20 protein-coding genes and 1 other RNA gene are annotated in these 23,388 nt (G+C 46.4%); 8 read left to right on the top strand and 13 right to left on the bottom strand.

The genetic code is table 11. From position 1 onward, the window contains the following. Positions 1 to 334 precede the first annotated feature (334 nt). Positions 335 to 1,684: a P-loop NTPase fold protein gene (locus tag QUA01_RS17320; RefSeq protein WP_333091238.1), complete on the bottom strand. Its 1,350-nt coding sequence runs from the start codon at positions 1,682 to 1,684 to the stop codon at positions 335 to 337. Between the two features lie 293 nt (positions 1,685 to 1,977). Here QUA01_RS17320 and QUA01_RS17315 point away from each other — a divergent pair, with 293 nt between their 5' ends. Continuing rightward, positions 1,978 to 2,847, top strand: a complete 870-nt coding sequence (locus QUA01_RS17315; RefSeq protein WP_333091237.1) for a CPBP family intramembrane glutamic endopeptidase — start codon at positions 1,978 to 1,980, stop codon at positions 2,845 to 2,847. A gap of 144 nt (positions 2,848 to 2,991) precedes the next feature. Here QUA01_RS17315 and cbiE read toward each other — a convergent pair whose 3' ends face one another. Beyond that, positions 2,992 to 4,293, bottom strand: a complete 1,302-nt coding sequence (cbiE, locus tag QUA01_RS17310) for a precorrin-6y C5,15-methyltransferase (decarboxylating) subunit CbiE (protein WP_333091236.1) — start codon at positions 4,291 to 4,293, stop codon at positions 2,992 to 2,994. A gap of 364 nt (positions 4,294 to 4,657) precedes the next feature. Then, on the bottom strand, positions 4,658 to 5,398 hold the full coding sequence (locus tag QUA01_RS17305; protein ID WP_333091350.1) for a DUF1868 domain-containing protein: 741 nt from the start codon (positions 5,396 to 5,398) through the stop codon (positions 4,658 to 4,660). A gap of 179 nt (positions 5,399 to 5,577) precedes the next feature. Between QUA01_RS17305 and holA the strand changes: the two genes are divergently transcribed. After that, entirely contained in the window at positions 5,578 to 6,555 is a 978-nt protein-coding gene (gene holA / locus QUA01_RS17300; RefSeq protein ID WP_333091234.1) for a DNA polymerase III subunit delta, read from the top strand. Positions 6,556 to 6,928: 373 nt separating this feature from the next. Next, a complete protein-coding gene (locus QUA01_RS17295; RefSeq protein WP_333091229.1) occupies positions 6,929 to 7,942 on the top strand; it encodes a hypothetical protein in 1,014 nt (337 codons plus the stop codon). Positions 7,943 to 8,479: 537 nt separating this feature from the next. Here QUA01_RS17295 and QUA01_RS17290 read toward each other — a convergent pair. From QUA01_RS17290 to rpmI, 6 genes are all read right to left on the bottom strand, one after another. Beyond that, positions 8,480 to 10,672 (bottom strand): sensor domain-containing diguanylate cyclase, encoded by a 2,193-nt coding sequence (locus QUA01_RS17290; protein ID WP_333091226.1) that lies wholly within the window; start codon positions 10,670 to 10,672, stop codon positions 8,480 to 8,482. Continuing rightward, complete coding sequence (locus tag QUA01_RS17285; RefSeq protein WP_333091225.1) at positions 10,669 to 11,277, bottom strand: chemotaxis protein CheC; 609 nt, start codon at positions 11,275 to 11,277, stop codon at positions 10,669 to 10,671. The genes QUA01_RS17290 and QUA01_RS17285 overlap by 4 nt, the downstream gene beginning before the upstream one ends. Beyond that, a complete protein-coding gene (locus QUA01_RS17280) occupies positions 11,274 to 11,651 on the bottom strand; it encodes a response regulator (protein WP_333091223.1) in 378 nt (125 codons plus the stop codon). Before QUA01_RS17280 ends, QUA01_RS17285 begins: the two co-directional genes overlap by 4 nt. A 239-nt stretch (positions 11,652 to 11,890) precedes the next feature. Then, positions 11,891 to 12,421: a tetratricopeptide repeat protein gene (locus QUA01_RS17275; protein WP_194009997.1), complete on the bottom strand. Its 531-nt coding sequence runs from the start codon at positions 12,419 to 12,421 to the stop codon at positions 11,891 to 11,893. A gap of 265 nt (positions 12,422 to 12,686) precedes the next feature. Continuing rightward, entirely contained in the window at positions 12,687 to 13,043 is a 357-nt protein-coding gene (gene rplT / locus QUA01_RS17270; RefSeq protein WP_333091222.1) for a 50S ribosomal protein L20, read from the bottom strand. Positions 13,044 to 13,062: 19 nt separating this feature from the next. Next, positions 13,063 to 13,260: a 50S ribosomal protein L35 gene (gene rpmI / locus QUA01_RS17265; RefSeq protein WP_194009999.1), complete on the bottom strand. Its 198-nt coding sequence runs from the start codon at positions 13,258 to 13,260 to the stop codon at positions 13,063 to 13,065. Positions 13,261 to 13,522: 262 nt separating this feature from the next. On the opposite strand from rpmI, the gene QUA01_RS17260 reads away from it, so the two are divergent. Continuing rightward, positions 13,523 to 14,521, top strand: coding sequence for an MrcB family domain-containing protein (locus tag QUA01_RS17260; RefSeq protein WP_333091220.1), 999 nt, complete (start codon positions 13,523 to 13,525; stop codon positions 14,519 to 14,521). Positions 14,522 to 14,597: 76 nt separating this feature from the next. On the opposite strand, the gene ssrS is transcribed toward QUA01_RS17260, so the two are convergent. The 3 genes from ssrS to QUA01_RS17245 all read right to left on the bottom strand — a co-directional run bounded on the left by ssrS (position 14,598) and on the right by QUA01_RS17245 (position 16,372). Beyond that, positions 14,598 to 14,785: non-coding RNA, 6S RNA (ssrS, locus tag QUA01_RS17255), on the bottom strand. Positions 14,786 to 14,835: 50 nt separating this feature from the next. Continuing rightward, a complete protein-coding gene (locus QUA01_RS17250) occupies positions 14,836 to 16,152 on the bottom strand; it encodes a 5-(carboxyamino)imidazole ribonucleotide synthase (protein WP_333091219.1) in 1,317 nt (438 codons plus the stop codon). Positions 16,153 to 16,234: 82 nt separating this feature from the next. Further along, complete coding sequence (locus QUA01_RS17245) at positions 16,235 to 16,372, bottom strand: hypothetical protein (RefSeq protein ID WP_333091218.1); 138 nt, start codon at positions 16,370 to 16,372, stop codon at positions 16,235 to 16,237. A gap of 117 nt (positions 16,373 to 16,489) precedes the next feature. On the opposite strand from QUA01_RS17245, the gene purD reads away from it, so the two are divergent. The 3 genes from purD (at position 16,490) to QUA01_RS17230 (ending at position 20,320) form a co-directional block, all read left to right on the top strand. Further along, positions 16,490 to 17,773: a phosphoribosylamine--glycine ligase gene (gene purD, locus QUA01_RS17240; RefSeq protein WP_333091216.1), complete on the top strand. Its 1,284-nt coding sequence runs from the start codon at positions 16,490 to 16,492 to the stop codon at positions 17,771 to 17,773. 58 nt (positions 17,774 to 17,831) lie between these two features. Continuing rightward, a complete protein-coding gene (locus tag QUA01_RS17235; protein ID WP_333091215.1) occupies positions 17,832 to 17,999 on the top strand; it encodes a hypothetical protein in 168 nt (55 codons plus the stop codon). 155 nt (positions 18,000 to 18,154) lie between these two features. Further along, the gene (locus QUA01_RS17230) at positions 18,155 to 20,320 is read left to right on the top strand and encodes an ATP-binding protein (RefSeq protein WP_333091213.1); all 2,166 of its coding nucleotides are present in this window, start codon (positions 18,155 to 18,157) and stop codon (positions 20,318 to 20,320) included. Between the two features lie 247 nt (positions 20,321 to 20,567). On the opposite strand, the gene QUA01_RS17225 is transcribed toward QUA01_RS17230, so the two are convergent. Then, complete coding sequence (locus tag QUA01_RS17225) at positions 20,568 to 21,914, bottom strand: O-antigen ligase family protein (RefSeq protein WP_333091212.1); 1,347 nt, start codon at positions 21,912 to 21,914, stop codon at positions 20,568 to 20,570. 34 nt (positions 21,915 to 21,948) lie between these two features. On the opposite strand from QUA01_RS17225, the gene QUA01_RS17220 reads away from it, so the two are divergent. After that, positions 21,949 to 23,379: an SLBB domain-containing protein gene (locus QUA01_RS17220; RefSeq protein ID WP_333091210.1), complete on the top strand. Its 1,431-nt coding sequence runs from the start codon at positions 21,949 to 21,951 to the stop codon at positions 23,377 to 23,379. The last annotated feature ends 9 nt before the right edge of the window (positions 23,380 to 23,388 follow it).

Raw genomic sequence — 23,388 nt, 5'->3', positions numbered from 1 at the left:
TTGCGAAACTCCTCTCGAATCTGATTGGTGGCCGTCAAAACCGCGTCGAGTTCGCGCACTGACTCCAGACCAACTATCATTAGTGCATTAGGTTGTTCTGTACCCAGTTCTTCTTTAATCCTGGTGTAGAGAGTTTGAACGGACTTTTCTAGCACCAATTCCCGCATCTGAACCGGACATTGTTCCCGCAACTGCTGCACAATTTGTTCCCGCAATGTTCTGTAGTTGCAAACGGCTAAAATTAAGGAAAACTCTTCTTGAAAGCAAGTAATTCCCCGGATCAGGGTTTTCAAAGACTCTTGATTAATCTGTATTAATTCGGGTGACGAATCATTCATAATTGCAACTCCTTTGCCTCTGCTAAAATAGGGTTGATATCAAACCAACTTTCATCTGCATCGCGATACTCAAAGACAAATAAACTCCGCAGTAAAGTTTGATATTCTTCCTCACCTCTGACAGTTTTTTGTTGCGCTACCAGCCGTAGCAGTTCCCATTCGTGGGGCGTGATTGCTTTACTCAGTTCGCTGCGCCGCTGGCTAATGACTCGCTCTACCAAATCGCGCGAAAAAGGCGGGTCGTCTTTTTTCATACAGCTATTAAGCAGCACTAACAAGTTTCGCACATGACCGCCGCTGACTTGACAGAGGTAATCTAACGTTTCTGATGCGTCAAACACTTCTGAGATTAAGCTGATGCGTTGCTCTGAATCTACATGAGGGAAAGCTCTTGCTAGAATCATTTTTCGGAGCAAAGCAATGCCTTCAGAGCATTGACTGCCATCTCGTTCATGCACTCGCACCATCGGCAACAGTTGAGGATCTGAGCCAAAGCGATTAGTCAAATTTTCTTTGTCATTGGAGAAAGCTAGAACTAAGGGGACGGTGTAGACAACGTGGCACTTGAGTTTGTTGAGTTGTTCTCCTCGGTCAACAAAAAGGTACTCAGGTTGAGTTCTTCCTGATGACCTTGGCTTGCTATCAATCCGGTCTAGATTGTCAACAATCACGACCATTCCGGCTTTGCCTTGCTGCTTTAGCTGCTTTTGGGCGGGTTCAATTAGTTCCTGATTAATGGCTTCTAAGATATTATTGACTCGCGGCTCCAAGTGTTGTCTTAACAGAGAGCGAATATCTTTACTATCCTTTGCTTTGGTGGTGATTTCTCCTATTCCTACTGCTAGGGAAAACTTTCCTGGTTCTGCATTTATCCCGATATCGCCCACGACAGGAACTTTAGCTTTGATTCCCGTGATTTCTGAGTTTAAAAGGTTGGCAGCTCCTTGGAGTAAATTCTGGAAACGGGTTGGTTGGAGTTGGATTTGAGCTGCCTCCAAACTCTGGCTCACTTGACGGGCGATCGCCAGTAAGATATCGCTGATATCCACATCTGCCATATCTAAGTCTTGAGAAGACTCGAAATAGACTACGTGGAAGCCTTTTTGTTCTAACTCTGCTTTTAGTCGGGATAACTCGGTGGATTTACCGCAACCGATATGTCCGGTGAATAACTGACAATTTGGTTCATCTTCAGAGAAGATTATAGCGCGTCCCAGTTCTTTAATTAAATTGCTGCCTCGCACTTCTGAAAAATCGATGTAATACTGTCGATCTTCAGGTTGGCTGATATCGAGAGTCCGGCTGGGATTGGATGCTTTAAAGAATCTGTGTAAATCTATTGCCATCAAACCCTCACTTATATATTATGCTCGATTATATTCTGCATTTAGGTTCTCAGCACTCACTGGCTCGATGCTGGCTGTGTGGGGACACTTACACCCCTCAAACTCCAAGTGTCGAAAGTTACCGTCAGGAAATCGGGTGCTTTTGATTTGACGGTGGAAAAGGTATGCTTGCAGAGTATTCGTTGGAAACCCTGCCACGCCCATTCACCATTTTGATGGTTACATTTATTGCCATTTGTCCAGTAATGTCAAGTTTTTCACTGATTAGAAGCGTACCGATCGCAACCCATTAAATGTGGAATAGTATAACTAACCTGCGACTGCTGTCGCCGTCAATACCAGCAATTGTCAAAATAATCTTGTTTTTCTCGACTTGGATTGTTGTGTGGCTTCCCGCAGCGATTGTGCTGGCGATCGCCCTCAAATGGCATCCACCCCAACCCCTGGGAAACAAAAAACTACCTTTACTCGCTTCTCTATACCTGATTGTACCCTTCATTTTGTGGGCGACAAGTTGGATCGAAAACACAACTTTTGCTAGTTGGGGTTGGGATTGGCAACCCGCAGTTGTGATATCATTAGTGGGGGGATTAGGATTAGGAATAATCAGCTTAGTAATTTTATTCGGTCTGCAATTAACCGTAGGCTGGATCGAGTTAAAAAAAGGTGAAACTTCCACCGAAATAGGCGAAAAAAACATTAATTTTTGGGCATTAATCTTTAATCCTGCTAGTCTGCTGACTCTGTTATTAGGACTGTGGATTAGTGCCACAGAAGAGTTAATCTTTCGCGGCTGCTTGCAAACAATCCTCCAGCAAGATTACTCAATATTAATAGCAAGTGCGATCGCCAGTTTCATTTTCGCGATCGCCCATCTAATTTGGGCAGCCAAAGAAACTCTACCGCAACTGCCCGGATTGTGGCTGATGGGGATGGTTTTAACATTAGCCCGCATCGCCGACAATGGCAGTTTAGGATTGGCGATCGGCATTCACGCAGCTTGGATTTGGGGTATAACTACCGTAGATACAGAAGGCGCAATTAAACCTACTTCTAGGGTATCAGAATGGATTACAGGAATAGCCGCAAAACCCCTAGCCGGTGCAGCCGGAATATTGCTACTGCTAGCAACAGCAGCCGTACTTTTGTTAATTAAAAATTAAAACCTAATATCCCCAACCCCTTGAAAATTACCTATTCTCTTCCTCTGCGCCCTCTGCGCCCTCTGCGGTAAAAAAAAGATTAGATTCAATAAAAAAACAAAACATAGATAACACAGCCATTAATCTGCGGTTAAAAATCAGACATTAATTCAAATGTCGATCGATAGTCACAATCGAAATTGGATTCAGTGCCTCAAAACGAGTCAAACTGCCCGCAGAAATAGAACGCGACAACTGCACCTGCAGAATTCGGTAACTCCAGTGCGGTTCCCGGCGCACCCGATCGCCAATCCAGCTCAAAACAGTAGCAATATCCTCAAAAACATCCAAAGCTAGGACGATCGAGCCTCCAGCGAGCAGCCGCAGGGCGCAAACGCCCAAAATTTTGGTCAGCCCTTCACCGCAGCAGCCAATAAAAATCCGGTGCGGCGGGCGCAAGCGGTGCAAAATTTCCGGTGCCCTGCCATGAATCGAAAGCACGTTTTGCAGCTCAAAACGACTACAATTGAGTTCGATCGCAGAAGTACCAGAAACCGTTTGTTCGATCGCGTATACCTCAGACTGCGGGAATAAACGAGCAATCTCGATCGACACAGAACCGTTACCAGCGCCCACATCCCAGACAACTTGTTCCGGCCGCAAAGCCAACTGTGCCAGCACCAACACCCGCACCTCCCGTTCCACCGTCAAACCAAGCCTGTCACCGCCACCGATAAAAGCTGCATCGGGAATCCCCAACAAAGGCAAACTTGCCAAATCCAAAGCTTCTGCAGGCGGGAACACCCTCTGCATTACAACCACGCTCAGAAGTGAAAAAGACTCTCGCAGCAAAGCTTCTAGAGAATACAAGCCAACCTTCTCCTCTGGAGAACCCAAATTTTCGCAAACCCAAAACTGATAGCGTGCCGGCAAATCTAGAGCTTTCACCAAATTTGCTAAAGCCGCCGGAGTGAGAGTTTCGTCCGCGAGCACGGCAATTTTTTCCACACCTAACTTGAGTTTTGCCGTCAATTCCTCAAAATAACGTCCCTGGGAGGCCACAAAATGAGCATCCTGCCACGGGATTTGCAAGCGGTTGAAGGCCAGTTGCACCGAGCTCACATGGGGGTGAAATGTCAATTTATCTGGCGGAATTTGGGAAATTAGTAACTTTCCCCAGCCGTGGAACATGGGGTCGCCGGCTACTAAAATGACGATCGAACCTCGGCCCCTTTCCACAGTTTCCGCATCCGCCTCTAACTGCGGTACTTCCGCCAGCCAGCGCCGAATTTCGAGAATTGCTTCGGTTAAATCTTCCAACACCCAGCGCTCTCGGCCGCGATCGGGAAAATAGCTCAAATGCCGATCGCTCCCTACCAGCAGAGCGGCCGTTCCTACAATCTGCCGTGCCGATTCGCTCAGCCCAGCAGCTCCATCTAAACCAATACCAACAACGTGTACAGTCACTATTTAAGCAAAAAGTAAAAAACCAGAATTACTGATTTTTCCGGGTTTATCATAAATTTTTTGCTTGATTTTGTTACCAAGCCAGAATAATTAAAGCATTTAATAGGCAGTATCCTGACACTTAAAACAGAGGAGATGGGAGAGGCGGAGAATGGAGAGTGGCGAAAATGGAGAGTGGGGAAAATGGAGAGTGGGGAGAATGGAGAGTGGGAGAATTTTCCTTGATTGAGTCCTCTGAATTCTGACTTGTATCCGTTAAAATCCCTACCTAGCTCGTTGCCGAACTTCCCTCTTCCCTCTTCCCTCTTCCTTCTTCCTTCTTCCTTCTTCCTTCTTCCTTCTTCCTTCTCCCCTCTTGCTTACGTTAAAATTCAAAAACAGGCCAATCCGGTTGCCGCACGTAGCTAGTCATATCGTCAAACTTCCGCAGTTCGGCTCGGTGCACGCACAGTTCTTGTGGCGTGTCAAGCCATTGGTCATTTAACTCAGACATCACGGCGACCAAACGATCGCGGTCTAAATTCGGCCCGGTGTCGCCAAAATAAGCCAGAGTAATGTGTGCCGTCAAATGATATTGCTGTTCAATTCCTAAAGCAATTAAATCGGGATTTTGATAGATCGAGCGCCGAAACTCTAGAATTTGCTTGTAAGAGTTTTCGTCAGTCGGTGCCAAACAAACACCCACAGCCCTAGTCATCACCATCAACCCCAGCACAGTCCAGCGAATCTCCGGGCCTCCCGCCAATGGTTTGCAGGTGGCAAAACACTCTTTCATTCGATCGCGCAGTTGCTCTTCAAATTCTGGATTGTTCTCAGAAGCATCTTGAAAAGCGCTGCTCCAAATCAGATCTGCCACGGTTAAATGGAAGCTATCAGGAGGCAGTGCTACGATCGCACCGTCCGCGATTTCCTGCAATAGCCGTTGTTGGACTGACTGCAAATTACTATAAAGAGCAGTATTTTCTGCATCTTCCCCCGCAGGTGGCGTAATCACCGAATAACCCGGAAAAGGTACAGGATTTCTGTGACCGGCTTCATCAGGCTTAAATTTTGGAGATTCCTGGATGTGTTCCATCTGGGACTTATAGGAGTCCAGCAGCGTCATTCGCGCCACCCGGTTTACGTAAGCTTGATAAGTATCATCCAATCTTGATTTCCTCGCGGTGAAATACTCCCACACCAAATTTTATATTATGGTGCGGGCTTCCAACAGTCGGATTCAGGATATGTTGGACAAGCCGACGATCGTGCGACTCAAATTTTTTCCTGTACAGAGCTTTAAATATGCAGTTTTACCTATTTTGGGGGGAAGACGACTTTGCGATCGCGCAAGCAGTCACAAAATTGCGCCAAACAGTCCTCGACCCCAACTGGGCTAGTTTTAACTATGACAAGATAATTGCCGATCGGCCCGAAGCAGTGATCGAAGGACTCGATCGAGCCTTAACACCGCCCTTCGGTAGCGGCAGCCGTTTTGTCTGGCTGACAAATACGACTCTCACCCAGCAGTGTTCTCCAGAACTGTTGGCCCAATTGGAACGGACGCTGCCGGTGATTCCCGCTACAACAGTGTTGCTGCTGACATCCATCAAAAAACCCGACAGCCGGCTCAAATCTACCAAGCTACTCAACAAGTCCGGCGAATTTCGAGAATTTTCACCGATTCCGCCTTGGAATGACAAGGAATTAGCCCAGCGGGCGCGCCAAGTTGCCGGCGAAATGAATGTCAAATTGACCGCCACGGCGATCGAACTTTTGGCCGAATCCATCGGTAGCGATACCCGTCAGCTATACAGCGAATTGGAAAAATTACGACTCTTTGCCGGCAACCGCAGCCAACCTCTCAACCCGGAAGAAGTAGCAGCATTAGTGCACTGTCACGCCCAGAATACCTTCCAACTAGCCGATGCAATTCGCGAGGGCAATACGGGAGGTGCTTTGGAGTTATTGGCGGGCTTAGCGGCCAAAAACGAGCCTGGTTTGAGGATTGTGGCAGGCTTGACTGGTAAGTTTCGGATTTGGCTGTGGGTAAAGGCAATGATCCAAGCGGGCGAGGGCGACGATAAAATTGCTCGATCTCTAGACCTTGGCAATCCCAAACGGGTATACTATTTTCGTCAAGAAGTCAAGAACGCCAGCTTAGAAAAACTGCAAAAAAGTTTGCCGTTGCTCCTAGAATTAGAAGCTTCTTTAAAACGGGGGCGGGAAGAAGTCTCAACTCTGCAAATCAAAGTTATAGAACTTTCTAGCTTGTTTCACTGATGTCTTATTTTTCCTGCATCTGCAGCCCGAAGCGTCGTTTTTAGATTTTATTTAGATTTTCAATGCACTCCACAAATGAATCAAGGGAGCTTGCAGGAAATACTAAAAATTGGGGCGGATGGCGACTCTGTGACAGCAAATATCAGTGTTGGGCGGGATGAGTGTAAATTTTTACAACAAATTTTGCTGGCGCGTAGGTGCTTAATGCCCGATCGCAGGTCAAAAGGTTTTGAATAGATACGAGAAATAGTCTCAGAATGCCACACTAGAAGCTAATGTGGTAAATAAATATTGTCCGCGGCCTAACGCCGATCGGTTAATAATATTATTTGCCGGCTCTCCACCCCCCCCCAAAAAAAAAAGAGCGCTACCCATGACACAACAAAACCTGCAGGAACTTCTCAAGCAGGGCGATCCAGATACGATCGCATCTAGCATCAACCGTACACTCCAACCCAAAGGCATCAAAGCCGACGTGACGCGGGACAACGGCTGCCTCCACATAATTTTGGAGTCCAGCAAAGTACCGAGTCAAATGGCATTGGTCGATTTCATCCGCAACGGGATGACGAATTTGGGAGTCGAATCAATTCATACTGTCAAGGTTTACGGACGTCGAACAGGTGACGGCTCGGCTGCGTGGGAAGATGAAATAAATCTAATGCCCGAAGAGTCGCTTTACCCCTCCGAGAGTGGAATACCTGATGATTCTATAGGTTTAGATGATGTCGAACCCGAAGACGAAGACTATTATCAAGAATCAGAATTCGATCGAGATGACGGCGACGAAGACGAAGACGAAGACGAACACGAAGATATAGCCACGCCTGCGAAAAAACAATTCCCCAAATGGGTAATACCTGTGGGTATCTTAGTGCCTGTGGTGGCGATCGCAGGGCTTTACTTCACGGGAAATTTGCCCTTCGGCGGCTCGAACCCAGAACCAAGCGTCCCCGAAGCTGCTTCCCCCTCCCCCAAAGCCTCATCTGGCGCATCAAAAACCCCCACCGCACCCTCTCCAAACGCATCTGGCGCAACTCCAAAGCCAGTCTCTCCTGTACCCAAAGCCTCTCCCACAGCAGCGCCCGCCAGCCCAGCTCCGACATCTCCAGCGCCCAAGGCAGCTTCTCCTGCACCAAAAGCCGTCGCGCCTAAGCCAGATCCTTGGAGAGAAGGCGTTAACAACGCTCAGAAGGCGGCTGTGTTGGCCCAGACGGCTCAGTCTCAAAATGAGTGGATTGCAGTAGCAAGCGAGTGGCAGAAAGCAGTTGGGCTGATGAGAGCCGTGCCGTCAACTAGCCCGAACTATCAAAAGGCTCAGCAAAAAGCGACAGAGTATCAGGCTAATCTGATTGTGGCCAACCGCAGGGCGGCGGCAGCGCCTTAAGCTTTTCTGTTTCAAGATGCACTCGTTGGGTGGGGGATTTCTTGGGATGATGTGAAAGCCCAAAATTAGACTGGGTATGGGCAGACGGGGATACTGTTAAATGTATCAATGGGTAGGAGCATCTGGTGTTTTGCAAAAAGCATTTTTTGATGATAGTGCGATCACATCAAGTGCTCGCACGCTAAAATGCAAAACACCAGATGCTCCCCAATGGCTTTACTGGATTTAAATCCTATATTTCTGGAATCCATCAAAAATTGTTAAGCCCGCTCCCGATCGCCATTTCGATCGCCACACACAATCTTTCTGACGCAACAGCTTATATGGTTTCCAATCGATTGACCGAGCTCGCGATTGGTTCCTAGGCTCACACCAGGATGCACTACGAACCGTTTTTGTTATGTTAAATCGATCGCCCAGGATATTATTGCCAATTATTCAATTATTTAATTTTTAATCTAAAGTCTTCAATCTCAGACGGTATTGCTCCGGCATTCTTGCCAGTGTCTCTTCCCAATGCACAAATATTGGCAGAAGTCAAACGCTTGTGGGTGACGGGAAATTAGTATTGGGCCGGGAAAACTCCTCCCGGTGCGCGGGAGTTGCTGTGCCGTTGGTTTTGGGTGAGGCAGGGTCTACTTGGTAAACTTGGATGCGATCGCGCCCAAGTCGTTTAGCTTCATATAGCGCTCGATCGGCTGCGGCAATCAGAATCGAGGCCCCCGATTCAAAGGCAGGAACCATACTCGCTACACCCAGACTGACGGTGACGTATTGGCTCACCTGAGAACCAGCGTGAGGAAGCTGCAAAGCTGCGATTGTGAGCTGTATGTGTTCCGCTACTCGCACGGCTCCTTGAATCTCGGTATTTGGCAAAATTACGGCAAATTCTTCGCCTCCGTAGCGAGCTACTAAATCGGCGGGACGATCGACTGAACGGCCGATCGCGCTGGCGACTTGCCGCAAACATTCGTCTCCCCCTGGATGTCCGTAGGTATCGTTGTAACTTTTAAAAGAATCAATATCGCACAGAATCAGCGACAGAGGCGTTTGTTCCCTGGCTTGTCTGCGCCACTCAATGTCTAAATACTGATCGAACCGGCGGCGGTTTGCTAGCTGGGTGAGTGCGTCCAAAGTAGCCAAACGCTCTAACTTGAGGTTGGCTGCTTGCAATTGCTGGTAGAGTTCTGCTTGCTTGATCGCGATCGCCAACTGGGCGGCCAGATTCGACAGCAACTCCACCTCTAACTGCATCCACTGTCGGGGACGAGACTGGTGCGCCATCAGCAGCCCCCACAACTCCTCTCCTTGTACTAGTGGCACTACCAAATAAGCTTTCACGGCGAATTGTGCGAGCCAGTCAATTTGATATGGCGGCAAATCGGCCGCCGAGACATCGGCCACGGGTCGGATTGCTCGATGTTGGTACGCTTCGATATAGAACTCGTCAAAAGAGAAATTGTCTAGGGTTTCGCCCAGCATCGGCTTGCAGTTGGGAGCTACCGATTCTACTGTTACTGACCCCGTGGGTGCAGCGCAGAGATTGCCACTACAGGGGTGGAAGCGGACGATCATCACTCGATCGGCTTGAAGGAACTGGCGTACTTCGTTGACAGTCGTGCTGAGCACTTCGCCCAAATCCAGAGACTGGCGGATGTGCTGAGTAATTGTCGCCATCAGCAGTTCCCGTTCGTTTTGCTGTCGCAGCGCTTCTTCTGCCCGCTTGTACTCGGTAATATCTTGAGCGGTGCCGAAAATTTGTTCGGGTTCACCTGATGCTGTGCGGGCGAACACTTGATCGCGACAGCGGAACCAGCACCATTCGCCCGATCGATGTTTCAGTCGGTACTCCAACTCAACAATGCTGCCGTCTTGAGCCTGGGGAAATTTTTGCAGGTGGGCGGAAACCTTCTCCAAATCTTCTGGGTACACCAAACTGGAAAACAAAGCCGTTTCCATCTGTAAAATTTCTTGGGGATGGTAGCCGAGCAATTTAAAAGCCTGACCGTTAACGTAGACGTTACGCTGTTCAGTCAAATCGTAGATGTAGAGCAAATAAGGTGCCGCGTCTGCAATCTGCTGGATGAAATGTTGGCTCTCGCGCAATTCTTCCTCGACGCGCTGCCGCACTTGCACTTCTTCCAAAGCTTGATCCCGCATCGTGCGGTAAGCTTGGATGCGGTGAGTGAGGTCGGTCACGTCTTGAATCACCAACAGGGCGTAAAACGATTGGCCGTTCGATCCCAAAAAGTCGTAAGGCCAAATTGAACTCCCACTCTTTGAGGGCGCTGGAGAACCAACTGCTTCTGCTGGTGGTGCGATACCTTCTGGTTCCAACTCCACAGTCGATCGAACCAAGCCGATGACATCCAGTTCGGCAACGCCCGGTGGGAGTGCAGGGACAGCCGTCACAGTAGTTTGCTGGATGCGCTGCTGGCCGTCTTGCCAAGTTGCTGGAATCAGGTGCTTGTGAATTTGAGAAGAAAAAATTGTTGGCGGGCCTCCTGCAAAGATTTGCTCGAAGCGAGTTGCGTACTTTAGCTGGCTTAGGTGAGGAAAATGAGTTTTGATATTTGTTCCCAAGATTTGGTCGCGGGGAATTTTCGTCCAGTCTTCGAGACAGACATTCCAAAACAGCACCACAAAATCGTCTCGCAGCAAACACGCGCCGACTGGTACGCTGTCGAGAACTCCAAACTTTTCCTCAATAGTTTTGCTCTCTTGGATCATAGACCCCCGGCAAGTTGATTGATTGCAGTCAATAAGGTGTCAAAGGAATTGACATTGAAAATGAGGATGATATCTCCTTCAACGTGGAGTCTTTCAATAATGAAACGGGTCTGGGCTAATAAAACAACTGTATCAGTAGCCACACCGCCAGATGTCAGCAAAGTAGCGATCGTCCCTTCCATGTAATTGGGAATTGAGTAATTCAGGCGTTGTTGAAGTACGTTGCTGATTGCACCCATTACCCCGTTAATAACAATATTTCCCACTTCACTCAGCGTACCAATTTTGACTGCATCTAGGTCGTGAGTTCCGGCTTCTTCCCCGGTCAGCATGGTGACTAGACTGGCTGCGCTGTTGGTAGGAAAGACTAGCTGAGCAATGCCTCCAAAGGAGCCTGTAAATTTGAGCTGGACGGCGGCGATTTGTTCGCCATTGAGGTGTCCCTCTAATTGTGCTTGTACATCGGCGGGACAAAGGATTTGGAGGGAGGGGATTTGCAAGCGAATGGGAGATTCGATCATATCGTTCAAAATCCCCGCAGCTTGACCGATACCGATGTTAACAAGTTCTTGCAAAGCATCGATCTGTCGATCGGTTAATTTCATTGGGTACTCTCCTCGCTGGGACTGAGAGCTTTTTTGATCCACCCGAGCAGTTCGTCTGAGTTGGGCATTTTGTGTATGACTGCTAGGGCTCCGAGATCGATACACTCGCAACGGGTGGTGGATTGAATGTCTGCGGTAATTACGATGACTGGAATTTTATATCCTCGATCGCGCATGGCTTGCAGGACTTCCCTACCTTCCATTTCCGGCATCAACAGATCCAAGAGCATACAGTTTGGGGTTTTAGTGGCCAGCACTTCTAGAGCTTCCGGGCCGCTCGATGCTTCCCAAGTCTCGTATCCTTCTGCTCGCAGGATTTTGCAGATTACCCTGCGAGTCAACCACGAATCTTCGACAACGAGAATTGATGTCACTACGTTCTCCTCCTTCTATTGTTTAGGACTGACCGGCGTTGCAGGTACTGTTTTTATCTTGACAGTAGTTTAAACTGCACCGAGGGCGCGCGATCGAGCGATCGGTCGAATTGCTGTTCTTAAAAATTAACGCATTAATGTATTGAATAGTTGAGTATCTTTTTCTCTGAAAATAAAAAACCCGGTTTCTGAGAGAAACCAGGTTTGCGGGAACTGTATTGCTCCGTGCGAACCGGCGCTCAGTTATAGATTACCAAACGCTTTTTGAGGGACTCTACTCGTCCTTTAGCAGTGGCATTATCTGGATCGCAGGCGAGAGCTTGTTCGTACATTTCCAAGGCTTGAGATATTAATTTTTTGCGCTCGTAAGCGTGACCCAGATTATTGAGAGATGTAACGTATTCGGGATCCAACTTCAGGGCTTCTTTGTAATTGCGGATCGCGATGTCGTACTGTTCTTGGCCGAAGTGTGCAAAACCCAGAGCGTTGTAAATAAACGCTGGATTTTCATCGCCTTCTAATTCTTGGGCTTTCAGAGCTTTTTGAAACAGTACGGTAGCCTGCGAATAAAGCTTCTTATCTACATAGATACTTCCTAGTTGGTAGTATTCCTGTGCTGTGCCTTTTTCGGTGGTCAGCTTATTTTCTAAGCGTTCCAGAGACATTTCCAGCTTCCGAGTTTTGAGAATTTGGCGGACAATAAACCAGGAACTGCTGCCAAGTATAGCCAGCAGAACTGACAGGTAAACAATCAGCAAATTACTATCCATGTTTTTTTTAAATTAGGTAGGTCTGTGGAGGGTTTTATTTATTTTAATGCGCCAGCAATCTTGAAAATTTGCTGCAACTGTATAAAAAACACGTAGCGATCGAATAGGGCGATCGCGATGGCGGAGAAAGCAAGAATTCAGAAGTAAGAACAAAGAAGGAAAAGTTAGTCTCAACCTCCTAAATTTATCAGGAGTTTTCCTTCTCTGGCAGATAGCTAAATCTTTCCTACTTCTGCTTTTTTCCTGCTCAAAACCGATCGAGCTTTCAAGCAGCAGCTCGGTTGGCCATTTCTACCACTTTACCGAAAGTTGCCGGGTCAATGATTGCCATTTGTGCCAGCATTTTGCGGTTGATTTCGATATTAGCCTTCTTCATGTTGCCGATCAGCTTGCTGTAACTTGTACCGTGTAGGCGAGATGCGGCATTGATCCGAGCAATCCACAGGCGGCGGAAATCGCGCTTGCGTTTTTTGCGATCTCGATAACTGTTACGCAGGGCCTGCATCACCCGCTGGTTAGCTGTGCGGAACTGTTTCGACTGTGCGCCTCGGAAACCCTTGGCCAATTTGAGAATTTTTTTGCGGCGCGCTCTGGCGACATTACCGCGTTTTACCCGTGTCATTTTTAATTTCCGTTAAACTTTACAAGTATGGAAGCATTAACCGGACGTTAGCGTCGTTGGTCTCATCAATGACGACCAGCTTAGATAGACGGCTTTTGCGAGCTGAACTTTTGTGTTGCAGCAAGTGGCTTTTGTAGGCTTTGCGGCGCACAATTTTACCGGTGCCGGTCGCTCTAAAGCGCTTTGCGGCTGCTTTGCGAGTTTTGAGTTTTGGCATGAGCTGGTGTTATTTGGACACAAGGCTCAAAGGTATCACGTTTTTGGTACTTTCTGCAAGGGAGATTTGCGGCGATATGTCAGGATGGGCGATCGGCTAATCTTGCAGTTGTTGGTGGCAGTTGACACCGCGCAAACGAATGTGAGACCGCAGTAGCGGTATAATTAAGGGTTATACCCCTGGGTTATCCGCAGGGTTAATATTTGAAAGCTGCTGGTGAGGCACGATAATTAAATTGAAGATGCAACATTAATTATTGATTATGGCGCTTAGAGAGTCCCTTGAAAAAATCATGTTTGAATATCCAGTGGTCAGTAACGACAACTTCAAGGGACATTCATTTGCTCGTTATGTCAGAAATGTAGTGCCGAAATCAATAAGTGGTTCGTTAAAATTACCAGAAATCTATAGGGTAAAAGCTTCTGCAGGTAATGGCTCTTGGGCTAAAGTTCCTTGGATAGCAATATTTAACAAGCTTGTGACTGAGAGTGTCATGTCGGGGTTTTACTGTGTTTATTTATTTCGCGCTGACTTCTCTGGCGTTTATCTTTCTCTCAATCAAGGAATAGCAGATAAAAGAGATCAGTTCGGACTTGGGGTGTCGAGAGAAATTTTAAGGGGTCAAGCAAAACTATTTAAAGATAAGCTTGGTTCTGACAAGCTCAGGGAATTTTCAGATCCTCTCGATCTTAAGCTTGATTCGATTCCAAAGACAACTACTGCTCGAAGGCTTGGAGTTGCGTATGAAGCAGGAAACATAGCATCGAAGTTTTATTCAAGGGAATCACTTCCTGACGATAAGAAGTTGGTAGGCGATGTTATGAAAATGCTTGAAATTTACTTCTCCCTGTTTGAGGAGGTTTCTTTGAAGAAGGAGGCTGATTCTGATTTGTTCCAGGAGGTTTCGTTGAAGAAGGAGGCTAAGAACAATGAAGCAGAAAGAGAATGGTTTGAAGATCCGACAAAGTATAGACTTCATCGAGTAACAGAACGAAATCAGACGTTATCTAGAAAAGTTAAAGAGTTGCAAGGATATGAGTGCAAAGCTTGCGGTTTTGATTTTGAGTCTCGATACGGAGAAATAGGCAGAGGATACATAGAAGCTCATCATAATGTTCCAATTTCCAACTTGAGCGGGGCAAAGATTCAACTAGATCCGCTTAATGATTTTACTGTGCTACGCTCAAATTGCCATAGTATGATTCATCGAATTAAACCAACGCCAACCGTAGAGGAGTTTAGGCAAAACTTGAAGATGTAGTATGAGTAAAGGCGTTTATATCAAAAAAAAATAGGCTAGCCGTATTTCACAGCGCCTATCTCAATCAAAATTATAATGGCTCCCCGCAACGCCGTCTTACCTCAGCTTTTGACCTGGTATTTTACCAGGTGGGCACCGTTGGCTCGGACTTAAAGTTTCTGGGTACAAGCCCAGTTTACTGCTGTCCAAACATCTTGATTCCCGAGAGTTAAGAGTTATAGATCAAAAAAACATTATTGGCAGTCACCAACGTCGCAGTAGAACCTTTATTTAATATACAGCAACTAACCACATTTTGGCAAGCTTCGAGCAATTTAAGCTGCATACCAGATGGATTCTACGGTTTGAGCGATCGCACTCGCGGACGTTTCCCCATTTTGCACCGATTCTGCGTCGAGTACAACTGTAACGTGACCGAGTTTGCGACCGGGACGCGATAGTTTCTTACCATACCAATGTACAAAAGCGCCACTAATTTGTGCCAGTTGTTTTCGTTTTTCTACATAATCGGACTCGGCAGACTCGTAGCCGAGCAAATTTACCATTACAGCACCTGCACATTTCAAATCGCAATTGCCTAAAGGGAGTTGACAAACTGCGCGCAAATGCTGTTCAAATTGTGAAGTTTCGCAAGCATCGATGGTGAAATGTCCCGAGTTGTGGGTGCGGGGGGCAATTTCATTGACTAACAGCTTATTGTCGGCGGTTAAAAATAATTCTATGCCGAATACGCCGACAGCTTCCAAACTGTTGAGGAGAGTGCGGGCGATCGCACCAGCTTCGGCTTTCACATCTAAACTAATATCGGCGGGCGCGATTACCACCCGACAAACCTGATTTTGCTGTTGGGTTTCGACAATCGGATAGATCGCTATTTCTCCAGCGGGCGATCGAGCAGCAATCACGGCCAACTCGCGATCGAACGGCACATACTCTTCTACCAGTAAAGACTGACCTTTAAGTTTAGCACTAATCGACTCAAAGCTCTCCCGATCCTTGACAATAAAAGTACCTTGGCCGTCATAACCGTGGCGGCGAACTTTGACGACAAAGGGAAAATCTCTCGCCCAAAAATCCGAGTCTCCTTGCATCTGTGCGCTGTCGGAAACAGAAATTGCCAAATTGTCGATCGCCACTTCACTCAGGATGCGATCGTCCCCCGCACCCGTTTGCATCTGCTTCCCCTGCGATTTCCGCCTCAAATCTAGGTGCAAAGAAGCCAGATTGTCGATCGCCATAAACCTCGGAATTGGCAAACCTAAATCTTTTAAATAACAGCGCTGCACGTACTTATCCAACAACGGAGACAGTGACAACAAACCAGGCAAGAATAACACACCTTGCTGTTCCAAAACACGCAAACCATCCAAATCTACAAACTCATTTTCAAAAGTAACAACATCACAGTCATCCGCCAAATGAGCCGTAGCCAAAACATCATCAACAGCCGCCAAAACAGCACCCGCAGCCACAGCAACAGCCGGGTCAGTAGCCTCGGGAGTTTGCACTACCAATTCCACGCCAAGCGCCCTAGCAGCATCCCCCATCATCGCAGCTAGCTGGCCGCCACCGACAACGCCCACCCGCTTAAATTTGGCAGGCGAACTTGCAGCGGTTAGATTTGATTTCATCTGAATAAAATTCCTTGTATCAACCTGACTATTTTATCCCAATTTGTCCCCAGATGAATTACATTAATTGAACATTTGATAGCTAGAAAATAGTTTGATTTACTAGCTGTTTTAGAAGTTCTACCTCTAAAATATCTGCGGTGAAACTCTTTAAATATTGCACGAACCCAGCCGTTGGGAAACAGCGGTTGAGTCGCAGCATTGCAGGAAAGTGCCACATCTAGCAATTGCCTAGCGCCAAGCATGGCATAATTGAGGGCGCTGCAAAAAGCAGATAGACAGGTGCAAACACTGAAAATCAAACATTCAGAGAACAAAATTTATAGGTGAGGATGCTGTGAAAGTTTTGGTTGTGGGGAATGGAGGTCGCGAACACGCGATCGTAAAAAAACTGCTAGAATCTACGCGGATTAAACAAGTCTTCTGCGTACCGGGCAACGGTGGCACAGCTACCACCAAAGGCTGTCAAAATCTGTCGCTCAACATCGACGACTTCCAAGGCATCGAACGCTTTGTGATGGTCAACAACATCGGATTAGTGATCGTCGGGCCCGAATTGCCCCTATCGCTAGGCATCGTTGACTACTTCCAACAAAAAAAAGTGATGATTTTTGGCCCCACTAAAGCCGGTGCCCAAATAGAATCGAGCAAATCCTGGGCCAAACAATTGATGCTCGACGAAGGCATCCCCACACCCAAAGCTGCCGTATTTACAAACGCAGAAGCCGCCAAAGCCTACGTTGTGGAGCAAGGAATTCCCATAGTCATCAAAGCAGACGGACTCGCATCAGGCAAAGGAGTCACCGTTGCTACTACCATCAAAATGGCTCACAGTGCCATCCACACCATTTTCCGCGGCGAATTCGGCAGCGATAACATCCGAGTCGTTGTCGAAGAATTTTTAACAGGTCAAGAAGTCTCGATTCTCGCCCTCACCGACGGAATCGTAGTAGAACCCCTGCTGCCGGCCCAAGACCACAAAGCCATCGGCGAAGGCGACAAGGGAGCCAACACAGGCGGTATGGGAGCCTACGCCCCAGCCCCAATTGTCACCCCGGAACTGATGGAAAGGATTCAAACAGAAATTCTTGAACCTACCGTCGCAGCGCTGCAAAAACGCAATATCGACTACCGGGGCGTTCTCTACGCAGGTTTAATGATTACAGCGGAAGGAGAACCGAAAGTCTTAGAATTTAACTGCCGTTTCGGAGATCCCGAAACTCAAGCGGTTTTGTCCCTCTTGGAAACTCCCCTGGAAGATTTGGTGCTGGCTTGCTGTCAGCAGCGTCTCGGCGAATATCCCAACATTCGCTGGAAGTCGGGGGCTGCTGTGTGCGTAGTTTTGGCTTCGGGGGGCTATCCTGGAAGTTACCAAAAAGGCAAAGTTATTACAGGTATTGAGGAAGCTGAAGCCAAAGGTGCAGAGGTGTTTCACGCCGGTACTCAGTTGAAGCAGCAGTTAGTTACCGAGGGCGGCCGCGTTTTGGGCGTGACTGCGACGGGGGAAACTTTGGAACAAGCTATAAACAAAGCTTACACAGCGGTAGATTGCATCCAATTTGAAGGTGTCTACTGTCGCCGCGACATCGGCCGTCGAGCGCTGGGCGATAGCAGCAATTAGGCATTGCGCGATCGACCGCCATCGGAAAGCCAAGCATTCTCAAAGTAGAAGTGTAACAATGAAGTTTGGCATCTCTGCGGTGGCGGTAGCGGACAAGTCGCAGCAGAAAATTCGATCGACCAAAAACTCTATTAAGCAAATTTACCTAATTAAACGTGAAATATCGATCGCTAAAAAGATTGCTGTGTATATCTTCTTCCCTTTTACCTTGTTGCCCGATCGCTAATGACCCATGACCCATGCCCCATGACGAAAAGCGAGCGGGGACACCCGCACTACTGTTAACTGTTAACTGATGACTAATGACTACTGACTACTGACTACTGACTACTGACTAATGACTTAATCTTGTTTTTAATATTGAACTGGTGAACTGGTAAAATGCTGGCCATACTAAACAAAATCGGAGAAATTATTGCCCGCTGGTGGTCGGATTTTACCCTCCAGACTCGCCTGATGGCTGCTGCTACCCTCGTAGTTTCGTTAATTATGAGCGGCTTGACTTTCTGGGCCGTGAATACTATCCAGGAAGATGCCCGACTTAACGATACCCGCTACGGTCGCGACCTCGGCTTGCTGTTATCGGCAAATGTGGCGCCAATGATTGCGAAGAACGATCGCTCCGAAGTCGCCCGCTTTTCCCGACAATTTTACAGCAGCACCTCCAGCGTCCGCTATATGCTGTACGCCGACGAAGGAGGAGATATTTTTCTGGGGATACCTTTCTCCGAATCCGAGGTGCGTACTTCCCTGACACTGCGCCGCCAAATTAAACTCCCGGATAATTTTATCGCCGACATTGAGGCGAGAAATTTGACTTCTGTGCCTTTGGTGCGGCAGCATTTGACGCCCGATGGAGAAGTTACCGACGTATTTGTGCCGCTAATTCACGAAGACAAGTATTTGGGAGTTTTGGCGATCGGCATTAACCCCAATCCCGCAGCAGTTATCTCTTCAAATCTGACTAGGGATGTCACATTAGCAGTATTTGTCACGATTTGGGTGATGGTAATTTTGGGCGCTGTATTTAATGCCCTGACCATAACTCACCCGATCAAACAATTAGTTTTCGGAGTCAAAAATATCGCGGGCGGGAATTTCAAGCAGCGAGTTGACCTGCCTTTAGGAGGAGAATTGGGTGAGTTAATCGGCAGTTTTAACGAGATGGCTGAAAAACTCGAAAGTTATGAAGAACAAAATATTGAAGAGTTGACAGCGGAAAAAGCGAAGTTAGAAACTTTGGTTTCAACTATTGCTGACGGGGCGCTGTTGTTGGATGCGAATTTGCAGGTAATTTTAGTCAACCCAACGGGCCGACGGATTTTTGGATGGGAAGGTAAAAATGCGATGGGAATTAATGTCCTGCAGATTTTACCAGCAGAAGTGCAGCGCGATTTGGCAAGACCCCTGCAGGAAATAGCTGCGGGCGATCGCGAAGGCGGCGAATTTCGGATTTCTCTAAAAGAACCAGTCAACCGCACAATTCGGATTCTGCTAACCACCGTAATTCTCCACAAAGCCCCTGGTGCAGAACCGCTTTGCAAAAGCTGCGTCCGTGACGAAGAAAATACCTGTACCGAGTCGCAACGCCCGATCGCAGTAGAGTGTACTTTCTACGAAGAAGCCTCCAAAAATCAAGGTTCTGGACAGTACCGAGAAAGTCTCAAAGGCATCGCCATGACAGTTCAGGACATCACCCGCGAAGTAGAATTAAATGAGGCTAAAAGCAATTTTATTAGTAATATTTCTCACGAATTGAGAACGCCTTTATTTAATATCAAATCTTTTATTGAAACTCTCTACGAGTACGGAGAAGACCTGCAAGAAAGCGAACGCCGGGAATTCCTAGAAATTGCCAATCGAGAAACCGATCGACTCACCCGTTTAGTCAACGACGTGTTAGACTTGTCGCGCCTGGAATCCTGCCGAATCTATGAATTAGAGGCGGTTGACCTCCCGCAAGCAGTTGAACAAACCCTGCGGACTTATCAGTTAAATGCCAAGGATAAAGGCATCGAATTAGAGCAACAAGTTGACCCGTGTTTGCCGCCCGCTTTAGGTCATTACGATTTGCTGCTGCAAGTATTTGCAAATTTAGTAGGAAATGCCTTAAAGTTTACCGAGGCTGGCGGCAAGGTGGCAATTCGAGCGTATTTGATAGAGTCGGAGGAGACAACCCACAAAGACGACACATCCGGGAATCACAACTTATTACCTAATTCCATAGATTTTCCGGTAGTGCGGATAGAAATTTCTGATACTGGTATTGGTATAGATACCGCAGACCAAAAAGCAATTTTCGAGCGCTTTTTCCGGGTAGAAAACCGAGTTCACACTCTAGAAGGAACGGGATTAGGTCTTTCGATTGTCCGCAACATTATTGACAAGCACCACACTAAAATTAATTTAGTGAGCGAAGTTAATGTGGGTACGACTTTCTGGTTTGACTTAGCAGTTTATCAGCCGAAACAATCACTAGATATGGAAAATACTTGGCCGGTGCAAGCACAGGTTGAGACTGAAACAACTTCGAGTCATGTTAAGTAAACTAGACCTACGCACACCATTCTATATATAACAGTTCTCAAAAAAATGAGGTCTTGACTGACCGATATACGTCAGGTTCGATCGTTCGGAATGCGAGTTTTTTCTACATCAGACTCGCATTCCGCACGTGCGATCCGCTTTTGTTATGGTAATTAACCGGACATGGTATTAGTTATTATTGGAGTTCAGGCTAAACGTTGTGCGATCGAGTCTCCGGATTAATCAGTCTGACAAAATACGGACATCATCATTTTTTATGATCCTTATCTGTCGTATCTAAGCTCAATTTTACCGATAAAACTACATACCAACACCAACAAGTCCCAATCCCAAATAATCCCGTCTCTGTCAAATTAGTCATTAGCATAAATGTTAATAAATACAAAGGCAAAGCTGACTCGGGAAAACTTTCTTTAACTAGGTACTTTATACCTCTAAATATATTATTAAAAAATGATAAAATAAACAACAACAATCCGACCCAACCCAGTTCGCAAAGTAGATCGATAAAACCATTGTGAGAGTGGGGTGGCACAAAACCAGTTTTAACTACCACAATTCCGTAAGCTGGATTGTCCAAGCCACGCCAAGGCTGCCAAAATCCTGCCATCCCATAACCAAATAGGGGATTATTTTGATTAATTCGATCAATAATTAAAGGCCAAAAATCGGTTCTACCCGTTAAAGTCATATCTTTTTGCAAACCATCGACAACAATAGCCTCTAAATTATTTAATACTAAAATACTTATACCTATACTCGTCACCAAAAATAATATAAAGCAGACAAAAGCCCATTTTACAGGTAATTTTTTTAATAGGGCTAGATAACTCCACAAACTGATTAATACCACTGTCAAAATTCGACTAGCACCACTACAACCTTTTTGCAACCCCACTAAAGCTATTAGGGTTATAAATAAGGAGAAATATCGATATTTCTTTTCTTTAAAAGCATATAATATCCATAAAGAAGCAGTATTAGCCATTTGAAAAGAAAAAGGGTTTTTATGACCGACAACTCCTCTCCAACAACCGTCCGCTGCTTGATTTGTTTTCACAACTCCCCACAAAGCTAATATAGCACTTAGCCATCTCAATAATCCATAAATTTCCGACCAACTATACTGTTTACCGACATAAATAGAAACCAGTGTTATTTGCCACAGAGCACAAACAGCCCGTAAAGTAATTTCAGGAGTTTGTGACCACAAGCCAGATAGAGTCACCATCAACAAAAACAAACCCAAAAAAGGGTCTCCTGATATCCATTTAATGACTAGATAAACTGTTTTATGGAGAGTTTTAGTTAAGCGAGGAAATAACATTAATATCATCGCACTATAAATAGCAATTTGACCAATAATTGTTGGGGGTGTAGTGTTAAAGTTATATAAAACGCTAGGATGGAGTTTAGGAAAGGGCATGGCAGTGATACCAGTGAAGGTTAAAAAAAATATCACCACAAAAATCTTTTCTAATGTGACACCAAATTTGGGATAGCGTGCGACTAAAATATAAAGAGTTACACAGAAGATGGCCGCTAAACAGAAAAGCATCAACGCAAACATCGGCACCCTTAAAATATCTTTCATGGCTTTACCTCTATCATCAAATGTGTTACTACCTATGAAATGGCTTACCGTTCGTGCCTTAAAAGTGCCACTGCTGGTGCTGGTACTCACTCTCTCCTACCCTCAAACCAACTTCGCTCAGTCCGGCTCCCCCGCAATCAGGATTAATACTGACTATTATTTAGGTGGTGGAGACAATATCAAAATTGATATCTACGATTTGCCCCAGCTTAGTGGGGAGTATCAAATTCCCGCTGGGGGAGCTATTCAAATCCCGATTATTGGTAGTGTTTCCCTTCAAGGATTAACTTTAGAACAGGCCGCCCAAGTTATCACTAAAGCTTATGGTCGCATCGTCAAAAGACCTTTAGTTACCATCAGCTTACAAGCTGCCCGCCCGCTAAATATTTGGTTGTCTGGTGAAATAAGTCGTCCTGGCTCCTACTTATTACCTCTAGCTAATGGAGGTGGAACTAGCCCATCGGTGCAGTTTCCCACACTTCCTCAAGCTTTAGAAAAAGCTGGGGGTATTCGAGCTAGCGCCGATATCCGCCGAGTAATTGTCCGACGTCGGGTCAATGGCAACCAACAAATAACTATAACTTATAACCTATGGGATTATTTACAAACTGGTCAAACAACCCAAGATATAACGTTGCGAGATGGAGATCAAATATTGGTTCCCCCTCAAGAAACAATTAACTTAGCAGAAGTAAATCAAGTTAGTGAATCTAACTTTTCTCAACCAGCAGAGCAACCCCGTACTGTGTCAGTATTCGGAGAGGTGAAGCGCCCGGGTAGGTATGTAGTGATCGGTGGTGATACCCAAAATGGTCAAAGAACCAACGGACAACCGACCATCATTCGAGCTTTACAACTAGCTGGGGGCATCACATCAATCGCTGATATTCGCCAAATCCAACTTCAACGTTATACTAGAAGCGGCAAACAACAAATCAGCACTATTAACCTCTGGCAATATTTGCAAGAACAAGATACATCTCAAGATACTATGCTACAAGAAGGGGATATTATTTTTGTCCCGACCGCGACGGCGATCGACCCAGGAGAAGTTTCTGTTCTAGCTAATGCTAGCTTTGCTCCGGGGACTGTGCAAGTGAGTGTTATCGGAGAAGTCAATACTCCGGGGGGACTCAAATTACCTCCTAATACTACTTTAAATCAAGCAATTATGAGTGCGGGGGGTTTCAGAGCAAGTCGCGCTAACTCTAGAGCTGTGGAACTGATCAGGCTGAATCCTAATGGCACTATATCCCGTTCCCAAATACAAATTAATTTGAATCAAGGAATCGATGCTCAAACCAACCCACTTATTCAAGATAATGATATAATTATAGTGGCACGTTCCAGGGCTGCTATCTGGGGGGACAATATTAATACGATTCTCGCACCATTTGGTAATATCATTGGTGGAATTCTCGTTCCTACCAGGCTCATAGAGCTGTTCAAGCTATTAGGAAATTAGTAATCAAAT

It is taken from the genome of Microcoleus sp. S36a_B3 (assembly GCF_036700745.1).
In the GTDB taxonomy this organism is placed as follows: Bacteria; Cyanobacteriota; Cyanobacteriia; order Cyanobacteriales; family Microcoleaceae; genus Microcoleus.
Note: the sequence above shows the minus strand (reverse complement) of the source record. Positions and strands in the feature narration are given on the sequence as shown.

Coding starts and splice junctions, on each gene's coding strand:
- QUA01_RS17315 (WP_333091237.1), top strand. CDS start 1,978: ATGTGGAATAGTATAACTAACCTGCGACTGCTGTCGCCGTCAATACCA.
- QUA01_RS17230 (WP_333091213.1), top strand. CDS start 18,155: ATGCTGGCCATACTAAACAAAATCGGAGAAATTATTGCCCGCTGGTGG.
- QUA01_RS17235 (WP_333091215.1), top strand. CDS start 17,832: ATGAAGTTTGGCATCTCTGCGGTGGCGGTAGCGGACAAGTCGCAGCAG.
- rpmI (WP_194009999.1), bottom strand. CDS start 13,260: ATGCCAAAACTCAAAACTCGCAAAGCAGCCGCAAAGCGCTTTAGAGCG.
- QUA01_RS17305 (WP_333091350.1), bottom strand. CDS start 5,398: ATGACGCTGCTGGACTCCTATAAGTCCCAGATGGAACACATCCAGGAA.
- QUA01_RS17285 (WP_333091225.1), bottom strand. CDS start 11,277: ATGAAATTAACCGATCGACAGATCGATGCTTTGCAAGAACTTGTTAAC.
- holA (WP_333091234.1), top strand. CDS start 5,578: ATGCAGTTTTACCTATTTTGGGGGGAAGACGACTTTGCGATCGCGCAA.
- QUA01_RS17320 (WP_333091238.1), bottom strand. CDS start 1,684: ATGGCAATAGATTTACACAGATTCTTTAAAGCATCCAATCCCAGCCGG.
- QUA01_RS17290 (WP_333091226.1), bottom strand. CDS start 10,672: ATGATCCAAGAGAGCAAAACTATTGAGGAAAAGTTTGGAGTTCTCGAC.
- QUA01_RS17220 (WP_333091210.1), top strand. CDS start 21,949: ATGAAATGGCTTACCGTTCGTGCCTTAAAAGTGCCACTGCTGGTGCTG.
- QUA01_RS17275 (WP_194009997.1), bottom strand. CDS start 12,421: ATGGATAGTAATTTGCTGATTGTTTACCTGTCAGTTCTGCTGGCTATA.
- rplT (WP_333091222.1), bottom strand. CDS start 13,043: ATGACACGGGTAAAACGCGGTAATGTCGCCAGAGCGCGCCGCAAAAAA.
- QUA01_RS17225 (WP_333091212.1), bottom strand. CDS start 21,914: ATGAAAGATATTTTAAGGGTGCCGATGTTTGCGTTGATGCTTTTCTGT.
- QUA01_RS17295 (WP_333091229.1), top strand. CDS start 6,929: ATGACACAACAAAACCTGCAGGAACTTCTCAAGCAGGGCGATCCAGAT.
- QUA01_RS17250 (WP_333091219.1), bottom strand. CDS start 16,152: ATGAAATCAAATCTAACCGCTGCAAGTTCGCCTGCCAAATTTAAGCGG.
- QUA01_RS17245 (WP_333091218.1), bottom strand. CDS start 16,372: ATGTGGCACTTTCCTGCAATGCTGCGACTCAACCGCTGTTTCCCAACG.
- QUA01_RS17260 (WP_333091220.1), top strand. CDS start 13,523: ATGGCGCTTAGAGAGTCCCTTGAAAAAATCATGTTTGAATATCCAGTG.